Raw genomic sequence first — 17156 nt, 5'->3', positions numbered from 1 at the left:
AGACGCGCCGCAGATGAGGAGGATGATATGAAGACCCTGTTTCTGTCGGCGGCGGTCGCCGCTCTTACGGTTTCGATTCCGGCCTCCGCGCAGCTGCTGGGCGGCGGCGGTGTGGGCGGGCAGATCGGTGGCGGTTTGGGTGGTCAGATTGGCGGGACGCTCGGGCGTCCGCTGGGCGGATCGCTCGATCGACCCGTCGATCGCCTGCGCGAACCCGTTCGCACCACCACGCGGACGACCAAAGCCACCACGCGCGCCACAAAATCGGCCAGCGGTTCGGCAAGTGCTGACCGCAACGTCGATCGCCGCACCGGCAAGGTCGACGCGTCGGGCAGCGCCAGCGGCGGCGTTGCCGGTGCGGTTGACGGAACAACCTCTGCCGCCGGTCGCAGCCAGGGCATGTCAGGCAGCGGCGGCGCGTCGGGAAGCGCCTCCGGCAACGCATCGGCCGACCTCATCGGCACCGACGATGTTCGTTCGGCCGTCCAGGGCGTACGCAGCCGGGTTGGTGCGGTGCGGGACCGCGCGACGGATACGGTCGGCCGTGCCGGTACGGTGGCCGGCGGTGCGGCCAAATCGGCGGGAAGCGCCACGGGTTCGCTGACCGGCAGCGGCTCAGCTTCCGGATCGGCCAGCGGTGGTGCCGCCTCCGGCTCGGCAAGCGGGTCGGGTTCGGGTATGCTGGCGCTGAACACGCCGGGCGTTCCCGCGATCAATCCCGGTATGCGGATCGAAGACGCTAAGGGCCGCCTGATCGGCCGGGTGTCGGAGGTGACGCGCGATGCCAGAGGCCGTATCCAGGCGATCGGCACCAAGGTGGGTAATCGCATTGCGACCCTGCCTGCCAGCAACTTCAGCGCCGATGGTGATGTCCTCGTGTCTGCAATGGGCAAGAGCGAGGTGAAGAAGGCGGCGAAGTCCGGAGACTGATCTGAGCGCTCGAACGACAATAGCGGCCGGGAAATCTCCCGGCCGCCATTGTATCCAGATCTGCCGCGATGCCAGCGCAAGGCCGATCGACGCCAGGTGTCGGATCGCCCCTGGATCGGCTGAGCGGCCGCCAGTCTTTCGGCGCGACTGGCTCTGACGGTTAAGGTCCAGCGCTCCCGAACCATGGACTTGACAACCGCCTTGAACCCTCGCAGCCCGGCACATTCCCCGCTCACAGCTAGGGGTATCGGAGCATCTGTCGCGGAAAATCCGGCCAAGACCGCTCCATTGATGCTGGACTATCTAGATTTTCTCCTTGAGTTCGCGCGGCAAATAGCCCCGCCCGTTGCGCTCAGACATTTACCCAATTATATACCGCCCGTTATGGAAACCGCTGTTGCCCAGCCCGCTAAAGGTCGCCCGCGCGAATTTTGCGTCGATGCGGCGCTTGCCGCGGCGCTTCGCGTGTTCTGGAGCAAGGGGTATGAAGGCGCCTCGCTCAACGACCTGACCGAGGCGATGGGGATCACCCGCCCCAGCCTCTACGCCGCGTTCGGCAACAAGGAAGCGTTATTCCGCAAGGCGCTCGACCTCTATCAGGAAGAGAAGCTTTGCTATGTCATCGCCGCGCTAGCGCATCCGACCGCACGCGAGGTGGCACGCCATCTATTGTGCGGGAGCATGGAGAATCAGACCAGCAAGGACGAGCCGCATGGCTGCCTTGGCGTGATCAGCTCCGTCGCATGTGGTGCGGAAGCCGAATCGATCCGCCAGGAAGTGCTTGAGCGCGGCAAGGTCGCGCGGGTGGCACTGGTCGAGCGTTTCGAACGGGCCAAGGCCGAAGGCGACCTGCCAGAAACCGCCGATGTCGAGGGTCTGACCAGCTTTCTCTACGCGATCATGCAGGGGATGGCGGTGCAGGCAGGCGCCGGTGCGACGCGCGCCGATCTGGAACGCCTGATCGATACCAGCATGGCGATGTGGCCCTCCAAATAGCCGCTTTACCCCAGTCGCGATAAAAATATATCGACCGGTATGAAATGCTGTTGACGCAGCGCAGCATGACTTATATACCGCTCAGTATAGAAGACGGGATGCGCCTGGCTTCGGCATCGAAAGGGAAACGATGCGGACAAGAATTTTTCGCAAAGGCTGATACCGGACGCTGACGTCCGGCTCTTCACGCATTTATGACCGATGGCTGTCCGGCGAGCATGTGCTTCGCCGAATGAAGCCCTGCGCATTCTCGCCAGGCAGCCTCCCGAAACCCGTTGAAAAGCGGGCGATGGCGCGCGCGCTTCGCCCGGAGGAGGCTTGCAACATGGCGTATCTGTCCTTCACCGAATTCGCTCCCGCCGCTGCTGCGGGCATCCATCCCTTCACCCCAAAAGCCCCCGAGCCCGACCCCGTTCCCGCGCGTTTCTCCGCGCTCGAATGGACGGTCGTGGCCATTGCCGAGCGCGATCCCCTGTCCAGCCTGAAGGCCCCCGGGCGGTTGGCCGTCGCGCTCGGTACCCTGTTCCCGGAACGTCCCAACCCGAAGCTTGCCGATCCGAAGCTTGAGGCGCTTCGCCGCCTCGCGGTGCTGACCTGGCACCATGGCTACCAAGTCGCCGAATCCGCCGTGCGCGCCTTCCTCGCCGCCGGCTTTACCCTTCACCAGTATGAGCTGCTTGCGCGCAGCATCGTCAGCGCACGCGCCAAGCGCGGCCGGAGCATTTCACAATGAACATGATCACTCCCATCGAGCCTGCCCCTGAAGCCCAAGCCGCTACGCCACGTCGGCGCTTTTCCGACAGGCCGTTATGGCAGCGCGCTTCGGCGATCGTTCTGCCGCTCGCCGCCGTCGGGGCCGGGGTCGGCTTGCTCGACCGCGAGGCACCTGCCATCGCCGCCCCGCCGCCGCCGACGGTGACCGTCGCCACGCCGCTCGCGCGCGACCTCACCGAATGGGACGACCATGTCGGCCGGTTCGAAGCGTCGAAGAGCGTCGAGGTTCGCCCACGCGTCTCCGGTGCGGTCACCGCCGTTCACTTTACCGACGGCGCGATCGTGCAGAAGGGCCAACTGCTCTTCACCATCGACCAGCGCCCGTTCGTCGCAGCGCTGAACGAAGCGCGCGCTGGCGTTGCCCAGGCGCAGAGCGATGTTGCGCTGGCCGAGGCGGATCTCGCGCGCGCCAGCCGCTTGCTGGCCGAGGATGCGGTGTCGAAGAGCGATCATGACCGGCTGGCAGCGCGTGTCCGTGCCGCGCGCGCATCGCTGTCGGCGGCGCAGGCGCGGGTTGGTGCGCGTGCGCTGGACGTTCAGTTCACCCAGGTTCGCGCGCCGATCACCGGCCGTATTTCCGACCGTCGCGTCGATGCGGGCAATCTCGTCTCGACCGCCGACGCGGCCGGCGGCACGCTGCTGACCACGATCAACGCGCTCGACCCGATCTACTTCACCTTCGACAGTTCCGAAGCGCTGTTTCTCAAGGCACAGCGCGAGCGGCAAAAGGGCGGCGCCGCAGCGACGCAGGTGGTGGAGATCAAGCTGCAGGACGAGGCCGACTATAGCCATACCGGCCGCGTCGATTTCACCGACAATGGCGTGAGCGCACAGTCCGGCACGATCCGCGCGCGCGCGGTCATCGCCAACCCCGATTACTTCCTGACCCCGGGAATGTTCGGCAATATGCGCTTGGCCGGAGGCCCGTCCGAGCGCGCATTGCTGGTCCCCGACGCCGCAGTGCGCACCGATCAGGCGCGCAAGATTGTCTATGTCGTCGGCAAGGACGGCGTCGTGGTCGCCAGGCCGGTCACGCCCGGCCCCCGGATCGGCGGCCTGCGCAGCATCCGCGCAGGGCTAGCGCCGACCGACAGGGTGGTGATCCAGGGGCTCCAGATGATCCAGCCCGGTGCCAAGGTCACCGAGCGGGTCGGCCGGATCGAGGTACCGCGCGGGACTGGCACGCCCGCCACAGCGCCCGTGGTCGAGCCGGCGGCGTCGCAGGCGACCCTGACCGCGCGCTGAACCGCCGCACATCAACGAAATCCGCGCCGCTCGCATCCCTGCGGGCGGCGCAAGCCGAGGCTTTGCCCGATGCGCTTCAGTCATTTCTTCATTCGCCGGCCGATCTTTGCGGCCGTGATCGCGATCCTCATCACGATCATCGGCGCATTCGCCTATTTCGGGCTGCCGGTGTCGCAATTTCCCGCCGTGGTGCCACCGACGGTGACGGTCGCCGCCAATTATCCGGGCGCGTCGGCCGAGACCGTCGCCGATACCGTGGCTGCGCCGATCGAGCAGCAGATCAACGGCGTTGACAACATGCTCTACCAGTCGTCGCAATCGACCGGCGACGGGCGGGTGACCATCACCGTCACCTTCCAGCTCGGCACCGATCTCGATACCGCGCAGGTGCTGGTACAGAACCGCGTCGCGCTGGCCGAGCCCAGCCTGCCCGAGGAAGTGCGACGGCAGGGCGTGGTCGTGCGCAAGACCTCGCCGTCCTGGCTGATGGCAATCAACGTCCTGTCGCCCGACGGGTCGCTCGATCGCGGTTACGTCTCCAACTATGCGCTGACGCAGATCAAGGACCGGCTGACTCGCGTCGAGGGGATCGGCGACGTCCAGGTGTTCGGCGCGCGCGATTATGCGATGCGGGTGTGGATCGATCCCGGTCGCACGGCGCAATTGGGCCTGACCGCCGGTGAAGTCGTCGCGGCATTGCGGGCACAGAATGTCCAGGTCGCGTCCGGCACCGTCGGGCAGCCGCCCTTTGACACCGGCGCGACGCAGCAGCTGAGCGTCGAGACGCAGGGCCGCTTCAAGACCGCCGAGGAATTTGCCGACATCATCGTCCGCACCGATGCCAGCGGCGCGATCACCCGCGTCCGCGATGTCGCGCGGGTCGAACTGGGTGCTGAGGATTATGGCGTCAACGCCTATCTCTCGGGCGACGATTCGATCATCATGGGCGTCACCCAGCGCCCCGGCACAAACGCTTTGGCGGCCGCCGAAGGCGTGAAGGCTCAGCTGGCCGAAGCCGAGCAGAGCTTTCCCAAGGGGCTGGAATACCGGATCATCTGGAACCCGACCGAGTTCATCAGCGAGTCGATGGACGCGGTGGCGATGACCCTGCTCGAAGCGGTGGTGCTGGTGGTACTGGTCATCCTCGTCTTCCTGCAAAGCTGGCGTGCCGCGATCATTCCGATCGTCGCCATCCCGGTTTCGCTGATCGGTACCTTCGCGGTGCTCGCTGCGCTCGACTATTCACTCAACACGCTGTCGATGTTCGGGCTGGTGCTCGCGATCGGCATCGTGGTCGATGACGCGATCGTTGTGGTCGAGAATGTCGAGCGCAATCTCGAGCACGGGCTGTCCCCACGCGACGCGTCGCACAGGTCGATGGACGAGGTGTCCGCGGCGCTGGTGGCGATCGTGCTGGTGCTGTGCGCGGTGTTCGTGCCGACCACCTTCCTGACCGGCATCACCGGTGAATTCTATCGCCAGTTCGCGGTGACGATCGCCAGCGCCACGATCATCTCGCTGATCCTCTCGCTCACCTTGTCGCCGGCCCTTGCCGCCCTGTTGCTTCGTCCCAAGCTGGAGACGGAACCCGAGCGTGGCTGGCGGCGCTGGATCTGGCGCGCGGGCGCCTGGTTCAACCGCCAGTTCGACCGGCTCGGCGACTGGTATGCCGGGATCACCCATCGCTTTGCCGCCGCGCCGAAACGGATGTTCGCCGTCTATGGCGGGTTGGTGCTGGCGACCGGTGCGATCTTCTGGTCGACCCCGGTCGGGTTCATCCCCGCCCAGGATCAGGGCTATGCCCTCGCTGCGATCCAGCTGCCTGCGGGCAGCTCGATCCAGGAAACCGACCGCGTGCTCAAGAAAGCCGTGAAGAAACTGCTCGAAGTGCCAGGCACCGAAGCGGCGGTGATGTTCTCCGGCTTTGACGGCGCATCGCAGACCCAGGCATCGAACGGTGCCGCCGCCTATATTACCTTCAAGCCGTTCGCCGAACGCGCAGGCACCGACCTGACCGAAGCCAATATCGTTGCGGGGATGCGCGGCGCGCTCGCCGACATCAACGAGGCACTCACCTTCGTCCTGCCGCCGCCCGCGATCCAGGGCATCGGCAATGGCGGCGGCTACCGCATGATGGTGCAGGACCGCAGCGGCGCAGGCTTCGCGGCGCTGGAACAGGCGGCCGGCGGCGTGATCGCGGAGGCGCACAAGAGCAAGGAACTCGCCAACGTCTATACGCTGTTCAACACCGCCACCCCGCGCGTCTATGCCGATATTGATCGCGCCAAGGCGGACATGCTCGGCGTCCCCGCGAGCCGTGTGTTCGAGGCGATGCAGGTCTATCTCGGCTCGTCTTACGTCAACGACTTCAACCTGCTCGGCCGCACCTTTCGCGTGACGGCTCAGGCGGACGCGCCCTATCGCGACGATCCGTCCGACATCGCGCAGCTCAAGACACGGTCGAACAGCGGCGGGATGGTGCCGATCGGCGCGGTCGCGACCTTTGAGGATCGCACTGGTCCTTATCGCGTGACGCGGTTCAACCTGTTCCCAGCGGTCGAGGTCGATGGGGACACCGCGCCGGGCTATTCGACCGGCCAGTCGCTGGCGCGAATGGAGGTCATCGCCAAGGATCTGCCGCAAGGGTTCGCAGCGGAGTGGACCGATCTTGCCTTTCAACAAAAGGCGGCGGGAAATGTCGCAGCGCTCGTGTTCCTGCTCTCGGTGGTGTTCGTCTTCCTCGTGCTGGCGGCGCAGTTCGAAAGCCTGATGCTGCCGATCTCGATCATCCTGATCGTGCCGATGACGTTGCTGGCGGCGATGCTGGGCGTGAACATTCGCGGGCTGGACAATAATATCCTGACCCAGATCGGCCTGATCGTGCTGATCGGCCTGGCAGCGAAGAACGCGATCCTGATCGTCGAATTCGCCAAACAGGCCGAGGAGCGCGGTGCCACCGCGCTTGAGGCGGCGGTCGAGGCGGCGCGCGTGCGGCTTCGTCCGATCCTGATGACCAGCTTTGCCTTCATCCTGGGCGTGCTGCCGCTGGTCACCGCATCCGGCCCCGGCTGGGAGCTGCGCCAGGCGCTGGGCACTGCGGTGTTCTACGGCATGATCGGCGTCACCGCCTTCGGCCTGGTGTTCACGCCGACCTTCTATGTCGCCTGCCGCGCGCTGGCCGACAGGGTGGGCCGCGCCCGCAGACGCGGTGCCGAATTGCAACCCGCCGAATAACCCCGAACCGAAAGGCGAAAGCCATGTATCGCACCTTGATGACGGCCGCTTCGGCACTGGCGCTCGCCGCCTGTGCAACCGGCCCAAACTATGCCGCACCCCAGACGCCGTCCGCAGCAGCCGGCAAGTTCGTGGCGGCGACCAGCCCTGCGGTCGATCCGCTCGCCCCGGTCGATAACGACTGGTGGCGGCTGTACGATGATCCCGTGCTCGACCGGCTGATCGCCGATGCGCGCGCGGCCAACACCGATATCCGCGTCGCGGTCGCGCGGCTGGACAAGGCGCGGGCATTGCTGCGCGAGGTCCGCACCGACCGCCTGCCGGACGTCGGCGTCGGTGCCGGGGCAAGCTATGGCCGCCTGCCCGAAGGCCAGCGTGGCGCGGGCGCGCCGCGCGAGGATTGGTCGATCGATGCCGGGCTCGACGTGGCGTATGAAGTCGATCTGTTCGGTCGCGTGTCGCGCGGCGTCGAGGCGGCGCGCGGCGAGATCGGTGCGGCGGAGGCCGATGTCGAGGCGGTGGGTATCGCGGTGGTCGCGGAAACCGCGCGTGCCTATGCCGATGCCGCTGCCGCCGCCGAGCGCATTGCCGTGGCCGAGCGGATCGTCGCATTGCTCGACCGATCGCTCACCCTGACCAAGCGGAGGCAGGAAGTCGGACTGACCACAGGGCTCGACACCGCCCGCATCGCCACGCTGCGCAATCAGCGCCAGGCCGATGTCCCGGCGCTCGCGGCTGCGCGCGACGCGGCGTTGTTCCGGCTGGCCACCCTAACGGGTCGCGCACCGTCCGAATTGCCGCAGATCGCGGCGCAGCGCGTCTCCACCCTGCGCCTCGAAACGCCGATCCCGGTCGGCGACGGGGCGCAGTTGCTTGCACGCCGTCCCGATATCCGTGCCGCCGAACGCCGCCTCGCCGCGGCGACGGCGCGCATCGGGGTCGCGACCGCGGACCTGTATCCGCGCATCAGCCTGGGGGCGTCGATCGGCTCCACCGGCAGCGATATCGGCGATGTGTTCGGCGGCGGTCCGCTGCGCTGGCTGCTCGGTTCGCTGATCAACTGGTCGTTCACCGACCATGCCCGTGCGCGCGCCAGGATCGCGGGGGCTGAAGCGGACACCCGGGCCGAACTGGCGACGTTTGACGGCATCGTGCTGCGCGCGCTGCAAGAAACCGAAACCGCATTATCCACCTATGCGCGGACGCTGGACCGGCGCATTGCATTGAAGGCGGCGCGTGACGCGGCCGAACGGGCGGTGCGCATCGTGCGCGCCCAGCAGCGCGAGGGCCAGGTGGATGGCCTCGTCCTGCTCGATGCGGAACGCAGCTTTGCCGAGGCCGAGGCGCAACTGGCCACTGTGGATGCCCACATCGCTTCCGCCCAGATCGATCTTTTCAAGGCGCTTGCCGGTGGGTGGCGAGATCCTACCAGCGCGTGACGGCGGCCAACTGATTAAACCCTGACGTCTTCTCATAGCGCTTGTGGGTCGAGTGCGGAGCGCCGTAGAGGATGACCGGTGGCGGAAGTGACCTGTGTGTTACTGCGTGCTTCGACGAAGCCAGGTTTCGCTCAATCACTCCTCCGGGTTCCCGCGATGGTTACGTGCGCGCAACGTGCTTACATTGCGCTCGTGCGACGCTCGCGTGATCGGATAGGCGAGCAGGATCAGGCACCCGGCCAGCCAGAGCAGCGCCGATGTGGGGACGTAGAATTCGATCAGGCTGCGCATCGCCGCGTCCGACACTGCAACGCCCGCGCCACGCGACGGCACCCCGGCCAGGGACAGCAGGACCCCGCTGAGCGCGATGCCGAGCGCGGTCGAGCATTGCTGCATGAAACTGGACGCGGCGAAGAACAGGCCGGCCTCGTGCCGTCCGGTGCGGACCGCATGATCCTCAACGACATCGGCGAGCATCGATGAGGTGTTGATCAGCGAGATCGCGATGGCCGCCCCGCTCACCGCGCCGAAGGCGAATAGCAGTGGCACCAGCACCGGATCGCCCGCCGGAAGGAACAGGTCGAAATAGGTGAGGATCACCGGCGACAGCGAGAGGCTCACGCCAAGGATGGCGAAGAGCATCGAACTCCCGCGCTTGCCGAGGCGGTTCGACATGATCGGCGCGAGCGGTGCGGCCACGGTCGCGGCGAACAGCGCGTCGAGCACCAGCACCGCGAGCTGGCGCGCGTTCAGGTCGAACAGATAGGTGTGAAAATAGAGCGCGACGGCGCTGTACAGGCCGATCGCGGTGAATTTGAGCACCCCGAACCCGAAGATTGCCAGGAAGGCGCGGTTGCGCACCGCCGTCAGCATCTCGCCCAGATGCACGCCCGCGCCACGCCGGGTGGTGCGCACCTCTGCCTGGCGCAGATAGGGTATGCGCCGATGCGTGCCGAGGCCGCAGGCGAGCATCGCCGCGAGAATCAGCGCCGAGCCGAGCAGCGCGAAGCCGGTATAGCTGTCCGGGTTGAGCTGGCCGCGCGGGAAGGCCGGCGTCGCGGCGAAGAACACCGCCAGCGAGAAGGCGCTGAAGCCATATTGACCGAGATACAGGAACCAGTAGCGCAGCGCGAATAGGCGGGTACGCTCGGCATAGCGATCGGTCAGTTCCGCCGCCATCGCCTGCGATGCGATTTCGAAGGCGCTGATCGCGATGCGGGTGAGCATCGCGGTGGCGAAAATCCACAATCCCATGCGGATATCGCTCAGTCCGGCGGGCGGGAACCAGACCAGTGCGAAGCACAGCGCGGTGGGCAGCGCGGAGGCATAGATGAACGGGTGACGGCGGCCCCAGCGGGTCCGGATGCTGTCCGACCAGCGGCCGAGCGCAGGATCGAACACGGCGTCGACGATCAGGGTCAACGCAATCGCCCCCGACACGATCGCCGCAGGAGCGCCGATCACCTGATTGTAGAAGAACATGAGATAGGCGGTGAAGGCGACGTTCTTGACGCCATTGGCGATGGCGCCGCTGCCATAGGCGATCCGCGTACCGCGACCGAGCGGCGGCGGGTCGATCCTTGGACGGGGCCCCGCCTCCATCCGTCCCGCCTCGCTCATCGACCCCTCCGTATTGGTGTTATCGTCATTAAACTTTTACGGCATTGCGCCCTTTGAACCTGCGCATATGCGAGTGAGGCTTGATTTCCAAGCACAATGACGCGCATCTAGTGGTGCGTATATCAGTTTATGCATGCGACGCGTAGGAGGAGCTTGTGACAGAGTTGAGCGGCCCGGACGCGATGATGGTGGAGGGATTTCGCTCGGCGATGCGCCGGCTCGCGGCGAGCGTGCACGTCGCGACGGCGCGCGATGCCACCGGGTGCCATGGCATGACGGTCACCGCCGCATGCTCGCTGAGCGTCGAGCCGGCGGCGATGGTCGTGTGCATCAACCGGTCGGCACGTGCCCATGCGGCGATGATCGAAACCGGTCGGCTCTGCCTCAACCTGCTGAGTGCGGGAGAAGAAGAACTCGCGGCGCGCTTCGCCGGCGGGACGGGTGAGATCGGACTCGCACGATTCGATCCGGCACGCTGGTCGCTCGACGCCCCCGCCGGCCCGTCCTTCGTGAATGCGCTCGCGTCGATCGACCTGAGCGTGGAGTCGAACCAGGACTTTGGCACGCACACGATTTTCGCCTGCGCGGTCGATGCCGTCCGGCTGGGCGGCGAGCGGCCGGCGCTGCTCTACGCCAACCGGCGCTACGGCGCCCTCCTGCCCTGACGCCCTGCAACCTGGAGATCGAGTTATGACTGCCTCACGCGGCCTCGCCTTTGCCAAGCTCTTCGTGACCGATCTCGACCGGTCGGCCGAATTCTATCGTGCGGGACTGGGCCTCGAACCCGCACAACGCTTTGCGACCCCGGAGTTCGACGAACTGGTGCTGCGTGCCCGCGACGGGGGCGGCAGCCTGGTTCTGTGCCGGTGGAAGGATGGCCGCGCACTGGATCGCGGCAATGCGCATGGTCCGGTCGGCTTTGTCGTCGGCGATGTCGACTCGACCTATGCGGCGTGCTGCGCGGCCGGGGCGGCGGCGCTGTTTCCGCCCTCAGCCTATGGGCCAGCACGCGTCGCCATCTTCCGCGATCCCGACGGCCATTCGGTCGAGATCCTGAACCCCGGCGGCGCTGCACCCCAGACGAAATGACGATCGCACTAGAACACATCGGCAATTTCACGCGTGCGCGCGTCGATGCGCTGGGAATCGTGTTGACACACTCTTTTAGTCCACCTTATTCTCGCTTGTGACATACGCACTAACAAACGGTGAGGAGCCTCGAAAATGACCTATGCGAACGGTCGCATCATTCACGATGCGGACAGCCACACGATGGAAACGGGCGACTGGCTGGCGCCTTATCTGGATCCCAGTCTCGTCGAGTCGCTCGGCTCGCTCTACGGCGATGCAACGACCGGACAGCGCATCCTGTCGGTCATCGAACAGGCCCGCGCCCGCAAGAACGACGCCGCCGCCGATGCCGAGGCGCGCGAGAATATCATCGCCGGTACCAAGGGCTGGGGCGGCTATGGCGCGTTCGACACCGAAGAGCGGGTACGTGCGCTCGACGCGCTCGGTTTCGAATCTCAGCTCGTGTTCCCGACCTTCGGCCTGGGGCTGGTGCGTCGCGCCAAGGATGAGGATACGCTGTACAAGGCCGCGCACGCGCTCAACTGCGCCCAGGCCGCTTTCTGCGCTGCCGACCCCCGGCTGATCTACATTGCCTTCATTCCGCTCGACAATCCGGACCGCGCGATGGACCTGCTCGACAAGGCGATCGAACAGGGCGCGGGCGCGGTGCTGTTGCCGTCGAACGCCCCGGCGGGCGAACGTTCGCCCGGTCACACCGTCCATGATCCGTTCTGGGCGAAGCTGGAGGCGGAGGACATTCCCTTCACGCTGCATATCGGCCCGGGCACGTTCATGCAGCCCAAGGCATTCCACAACAACGGTCGCGAGCGCGCGCCCGACCTGCATGGCGGCGGCGAGAATCTGCGGTTCGGCGACTATCCGTGCCTTGGCTACGCACCGCAAATGTTTATCACCGCGCTGGTCTATGACGGCGTCTTCGATCGCTTCCCCGCGCTGCGCGGCGCGGTGGTCGAGTGCGGCGCGGGCTGGGTGCCGGAATTCCTGCGCCAGCTCGACGGCGGGCTGCGCTCGTTCGGCAAGACCGACCCCTATCTCCAGGCGATGAAGCTCAAGCCGTCGGACTATGTACGCCGCGCGATGAAATTCACCCCCTTCCCGTCCGAAGATGTCGGCCGGATGATCCGCGATGCGGGCGCCGAGCTGTTCCTGTTCTCGAGCGATTATCCGCACCCCGAGGGGACGAAGGATCCGATCGGCCGCTTCGAGGCGACGATGGAGGGCATCGACGAGGAATCGAAGGACGCCTTCTATCGCCGCAATTACGAGGCGCTGATGAACATACCGGCCGCCGCCGAGGCGATCGCCGCAGAATAAGCCGCACGCGGCTCAACCAAAACACCCACTCCCGGGTGCTTCCCTTGGCTCCGGCACATCGCTGCCGGAGCCTTTTTTCAGTGCGCGTCGATGGTTGCCAGCGACCTGTCGCTTGCCCTAGCAACGCAGCCATGGAGCAACAGGAGGCGGTCCCGCAGAAGCGCAAGCGTTCGGGCGACCGGATCAGCGAGATCGTCGATCTCGCCGAAGCGCAGATTCTGGCGACGGGCACCCTGCCGCTGTCGATCCAGGCGATCGCCGATGCGATGGGGTCGAGCCGCGCGCTCGTCTATGCCTATTTTTCCGACCAGAATGCGTTGATCGACGCGGTGCTGCTGCGCGCGATCGAGCGGCTCGACGAGGCCGGGTTCACCGTCGCCTGCCGCACCGGCGATGCCGCCGGGCGCCTGGTCGCGGCGACGTCGATCTACCTCGATCACGTCGTCGAACATGGCCCGGTGCTCCATTATATCGGGCGCGAGGTGCCGCGCACGGTGACGTTGCCGGAGGCGGTACGCAGCTATCGTGCGACGACGATCCACAGCCTGGCAGGCGCGCTGAAGCGCGAACTGTCGCTCCCGCCGCGCGAAGCGCTGATCATGGTCGAACTGCTGGGGGCGATCCCCGAAGAACTAGCGCGGCTGGTCCGACGTGGCGAGCTGTCGTGCGAGGACGCGCATGCGACGAACCGGCGCCTCGTCCTTGCCGGGATCGATTCGCTCAGACCGACGGGGCTTTAGGTCCGGCGCCGCGCGCGCTCAGGCTTTCGTTACTGCGCGCGCCGGCCATCACCAGCGCCAGGCAAATCCGCTCGACATCGGCAAAGGAATCCCGCCCGGCGGCGATCAGTCCGCCTGCGCGGAGGCAGACCGCAGTCAGCGCGGCGGTGGAGGCATTGGCCAATGAGCGCTCCATCGCAAACCGGTCGGACAGCGATCGCAGGATCGGCTCGCGCGCGACCGCCGCCGCCTCGGCGCGTTCGGCGCGAAGGCCCTCGCGGATTTCAGGCGTGCGGAGCAACAGCTGCAGCAAGGTACCGCGTGCCTTGGCCTGGTGGAGATAGGTCACGGTGGAGATGACGATGCTGGCGAGCCGATCCTCGCCGCGCGCGACGACCGACTGGCGACGCTCCTCGACCTCGGCAATCTCGCGCCGCGCCAGCGCAAGCAGAAGATCCGTCCGGCCCGGAAAGCAGTTATGCGCCTGCGCCTCGCTGATCCCGATCTGGCGTGCGAGACGTTTCAGCGTCACTTCGGCCACGCCCGTTTCAAGCGCCATCGCCGCCGCAGCATCGAGCAGCTCGGTTCGGCGGTCGGCGCGCGAACGGCGCGAACGCGGGCGCCGCGCCATCGCGCGCCCGGCGCCCAGCACCAGCTGCTCGTCCACCCCCTCGGGCGCCGGGTTGAGCGGCGTGCGCGGCGGCCGTGCGGCGGCCGATCGCATCCAGTAGCTGCGTTCGGGCCGCGGAATCCCGAGGCGATCGCAGATCTTGGCGATGCCGTTCGCGCTCAGGCCGAACCGGGCGGCAACCGTGGCGAGCGGCTCCGACCAGACCAGCGCATAGAGTTCGTCGCGCGTAATGGTGCGGCCGGAACCGGGCTTGCCGCCCTGCTGATGCTCATTCCCCATCCCCGCTGGATAGCGGAGCGACGGCCGTTGCGAAAGGGCAGCGGCGCATCCTTCGCAGTTGAACCGCCGTCCGGGGATACCGAAAACTCGAAAAATATAGTGGTGCGCGTGAAAATATCCTTGACCCTGTATTCAATGCAGGCATGTTGCCGGGCAAGCAGCCCATCAAGGGCGCATCGGATCGGGAGGGATTGTCATGAAAGCATCGCGTTTCACGTTGCTCGGCGCCGCGAGCATGTTCGCCACCGCGGCCATGCCGACCTGGGCGGCGGAACCGGCCGAACCCGTTGCGGCTGCGCAGGAGTCGGCAGAGACTGCCCGTGCCGACGATGATGCTACGACCGCCGAGATCGTGGTCACCGCAACGCGCCGCGCGACCAGCGTCACCGATGTGCCGATCGCGATTTCCGCGGTCGGCGAAGAAGCGTTGCGCAATTCGGGCGCATCCGACATCCGCCAGCTCAATCAGCTTGCGCCGTCGTTGCTCGTCTCTTCTACTGGTTCTGAAGCCAATACATCGGCACGTATTCGCGGTGTCGGCACGGTCGGCGACAATGCCGGACTGGAAAGCTCGGTCGCGATCTTTGTCGACGGCGTCTATCGCTCGCGCACCGGCGTCGGGATGAACGAACTGGGCGAAGTCGAGCGGGTCGAGGTGCTGCGCGGACCGCAGGGCACGCTGTTCGGCCGTAACGCATCGGCCGGCCTGATCCATGTGATCACCAAGGCGCCCGAGTTCGACTTTCGCGGCTATGCCTACGCGTCCTACGGCAATTACGATTATGCCCGCTTCGAAGGCGGCGTAACCGGCCCACTGACCTCGACGATCGCGGCCAAGCTGGAGGCGGTGTATGAGAGCCGCGACGGCTATTATCTCGATGTCACCTCGGGCGATCGGATCAACACCCGCGACCGTTACCTGATCCGGGGCCAGCTGCTGTTCGAACCCGGTGCCGACCTGTCGGTCCGGGTCATCGGCGATTATACCAAGCGGACCGAGGCGTGCTGCGCGGCGGTCTTCGCGACCGACGCGATCGCGCCGGGTAATTCGGCGACGCTCAATCCGGCGGCGAACCCGCTGGTCGGCATCCTCGATCTGCTCGCGCCGGGCGACTATACCGATCTCTATCCCAGCCTCGACGATCCCTATTCACGTCGCGCGTCACTCTCGCCCGGCCGTGGCTTTGGCGGCGAAACCAAGGATTATGGCGGGTCGGTCGAGATCAACTGGAACCCCGGCAATCTCTCGCTCACCTCGGTCACCGCCTATCGCGAATTCTCGAACACGCAGGCGGCGGATGCGGATTACAGCCTGGTCGACCTGCTCCACATCGACGGTACCGGCGGGGGCCGGCGCTTCCACACCTTCTCGCAGGAGCTGCGGCTCCAAGGCAGCGCGTTCGACGATAAGCTCGACTGGCTGGTCGGCGGCTATTATTCGAGCGAGATCCTGAATACCGGTTCGGGCCTGAAGTTTGGCAGCCAGTACGGCCAGTTCTCGGCGTGCCGCGTGGTCTCGTCGATCAGCGCCGCGTTCATCTCCGCAGCGGCGCCGGGCTGCCTGACCGCAACCGGCCGCGCCGTGCTGGGCGGCAATCTCTCGCCCACGGTGCGCGCGCTCGACCTGCTGAGCCAAGTCGCCGATGTCGGCGACGAAGGCACGCGCTATCGCCAGAAAAGCGACAGTCTGGCCGGGTTTACGCACAACATCTTCCACGTCACCGATACGCTCGATCTGACGCTGGGGCTGCGCTACACGCGTGAGATCAAGGAACTCGGCGCGACGCTCGACAATTCCAACATCTATTGTCCGCAGATCCGAGCACTGGTCGGCAATGCCTCGGGCATCACGACGCTCGGCTGCCTCGGAAACTCGTCTTCGGAAATCAACGCCTTCGGCCTGTCCGACCGGATCGAGGAAGACGAGTGGACCGGAACCGCGGTCCTTTCGTGGAAGCCGACGCCCGATCTGTTGCTCTATGGCAGCTACTCGCGCGGCTACAAGGCGGGCGGCTTCAACCTCGATCGCGGGGCGCTCGGCTCTCCCAACACGGTCGTCGGGCCGGCGGATGTAGTGAAGCTGCGCTTCGACCCCGAAAAGGTCACCGCCTATGAATTCGGTGTCAAATATTCGCGGCCGCAATTCACGCTGTCGGCCGCAGCCTTCCGCTCCGAGTTCGAGAATTTCCAGCTCAACACCTTCGACGGCACCAAATATATCGTCGAGACGATCAATGGCTGCGGGACGGATTTGGGCGGAGCGGATCGCGACACCAACCCCGCAACCGGTGCGTGCAACCCGGACGACGTGAAGGCTGGCGTCATCGCGCAGGGGATCGAGCTGGAGGCGAGCCTGCGCCCCGCGCGCAACTTCAATGTCGGGCTGGGCCTCACCTATACCGACACCCGCTATGCCGATAATCTGGTCGGCAGCGCCGCCGGCACGCCGCTCAGCACTGCGCTCCGCCGCCTGCCGGGCGAGCGGATCTCGAATGCACCGGCCTATGTCATCACCAATTCGGTGAGCTGGACCCCGGAGATCGGGTCGAGCGGCCTGTCGGCGCTGTTCTTCGTCAACGCCCGGACCAGCAGCGATTACAACACGGGCTCCAGCCTGGGCGACAACAAGATCCAGGACGGCTACACGATCATGAACGCGCGCATCGGCCTGCGAGGTAAGGACGAGCGCTGGGCGATCGAACTGTGGGCGCAAAATCTGCTGAATACCGACTATACGCAGGTGATCTTCGACAGCGCGCTTCAGAATACCTTCTCGGCATATCTTTCGGAACCGCGTACCTATGGACTTACCCTTCGCGGACGCTTTTAAGCGGCACATCGGCGGCGGCGGTACGGGCTCACTGCGCTGCGCGAGCAGTGGGA

The 17156-nt window shown here is 66.1% G+C and carries 13 protein-coding genes; 11 read left to right on the top strand and 2 right to left on the bottom strand.

Annotated features, from left to right (window positions below; genetic code table 11):
* The first annotated feature begins 27 nt into the window (after positions 1-27).
* The 6 genes from FPZ54_RS03535 to FPZ54_RS03510 all read left to right on the top strand — a co-directional run bounded on the left by FPZ54_RS03535 (position 28) and on the right by FPZ54_RS03510 (position 8618).
* Positions 28-930, top strand: a complete 903-nt coding sequence (locus tag FPZ54_RS03535) for a hypothetical protein (protein WP_186456904.1) — start codon at positions 28-30, stop codon at positions 928-930.
* Positions 931-1314: 384 nt separating this feature from the next.
* Positions 1315-1926 carry a TetR/AcrR family transcriptional regulator gene (locus tag FPZ54_RS03530; RefSeq protein WP_145845038.1) on the top strand — a complete coding sequence of 204 codons (612 nt, stop codon included), beginning with the start codon at positions 1315-1317 and terminating at the stop codon, positions 1924-1926.
* Between the two features lie 325 nt (positions 1927-2251).
* Entirely contained in the window at positions 2252-2659 is a 408-nt protein-coding gene (locus FPZ54_RS03525) for a hypothetical protein (protein ID WP_239019699.1), read from the top strand.
* Complete coding sequence (locus tag FPZ54_RS03520) at positions 2656-3945, top strand: efflux RND transporter periplasmic adaptor subunit (RefSeq protein ID WP_145845036.1); 1290 nt, start codon at positions 2656-2658, stop codon at positions 3943-3945. Before FPZ54_RS03525 ends, FPZ54_RS03520 begins: the two co-directional genes overlap by 4 nt.
* A 69-nt stretch (positions 3946-4014) precedes the next feature.
* Positions 4015-7179: an efflux RND transporter permease subunit gene (locus tag FPZ54_RS03515; RefSeq protein ID WP_145845034.1), complete on the top strand. Its 3165-nt coding sequence runs from the start codon at positions 4015-4017 to the stop codon at positions 7177-7179.
* A gap of 23 nt (positions 7180-7202) precedes the next feature.
* Positions 7203-8618 (top strand): efflux transporter outer membrane subunit, encoded by a 1416-nt coding sequence (locus FPZ54_RS03510; protein ID WP_145845031.1) that lies wholly within the window; start codon positions 7203-7205, stop codon positions 8616-8618.
* A gap of 135 nt (positions 8619-8753) precedes the next feature.
* Here the strand turns inward: FPZ54_RS03510 and FPZ54_RS03505 are convergent, their stop codons facing one another.
* Positions 8754-10238 (bottom strand): MFS transporter, encoded by a 1485-nt coding sequence (locus FPZ54_RS03505; protein ID WP_239019698.1) that lies wholly within the window; start codon positions 10236-10238, stop codon positions 8754-8756.
* Positions 10239-10393: 155 nt separating this feature from the next.
* On the opposite strand from FPZ54_RS03505, the gene FPZ54_RS03500 reads away from it, so the two are divergent.
* From FPZ54_RS03500 to FPZ54_RS03485, 4 genes are all read left to right on the top strand, one after another.
* Entirely contained in the window at positions 10394-10903 is a 510-nt protein-coding gene (locus tag FPZ54_RS03500) for a flavin reductase family protein (RefSeq protein WP_145845028.1), read from the top strand.
* A 25-nt stretch (positions 10904-10928) separates the two neighbouring features.
* Positions 10929-11327, top strand: a complete 399-nt coding sequence (locus tag FPZ54_RS03495; protein ID WP_186456903.1) for a VOC family protein — start codon at positions 10929-10931, stop codon at positions 11325-11327.
* A gap of 135 nt (positions 11328-11462) precedes the next feature.
* On the top strand, positions 11463-12644 hold the full coding sequence (locus tag FPZ54_RS03490; RefSeq protein ID WP_145845023.1) for an amidohydrolase family protein: 1182 nt from the start codon (positions 11463-11465) through the stop codon (positions 12642-12644).
* 131 nt (positions 12645-12775) lie between these two features.
* On the top strand, positions 12776-13384 hold the full coding sequence (locus tag FPZ54_RS03485; RefSeq protein WP_145845020.1) for a TetR/AcrR family transcriptional regulator: 609 nt from the start codon (positions 12776-12778) through the stop codon (positions 13382-13384).
* Here the strand turns inward: FPZ54_RS03485 and FPZ54_RS03480 are convergent.
* Positions 13365-14273 carry a TetR/AcrR family transcriptional regulator gene (locus tag FPZ54_RS03480; protein WP_145845019.1) on the bottom strand — a complete coding sequence of 303 codons (909 nt, stop codon included), beginning with the start codon at positions 14271-14273 and terminating at the stop codon, positions 13365-13367. The two genes, FPZ54_RS03485 and FPZ54_RS03480, sit on opposite strands and share 20 nt — an antisense overlap.
* A gap of 196 nt (positions 14274-14469) precedes the next feature.
* Here FPZ54_RS03480 and FPZ54_RS03475 point away from each other — a divergent pair, with 196 nt between their 5' ends.
* Positions 14470-17103: a TonB-dependent receptor gene (locus tag FPZ54_RS03475; protein WP_145845016.1), complete on the top strand. Its 2634-nt coding sequence runs from the start codon at positions 14470-14472 to the stop codon at positions 17101-17103.
* The last annotated feature ends 53 nt before the right edge of the window (positions 17104-17156 follow it).

It is taken from the genome of Sphingomonas suaedae, assembly GCF_007833215.1.
Lineage (GTDB): Bacteria > Pseudomonadota > Alphaproteobacteria > Sphingomonadales > Sphingomonadaceae > Sphingomonas > Sphingomonas suaedae.
The sequence above is the reverse complement of the archived record's forward strand: the minus strand, read 5'-3'. Positions and strand labels throughout refer to the sequence as shown.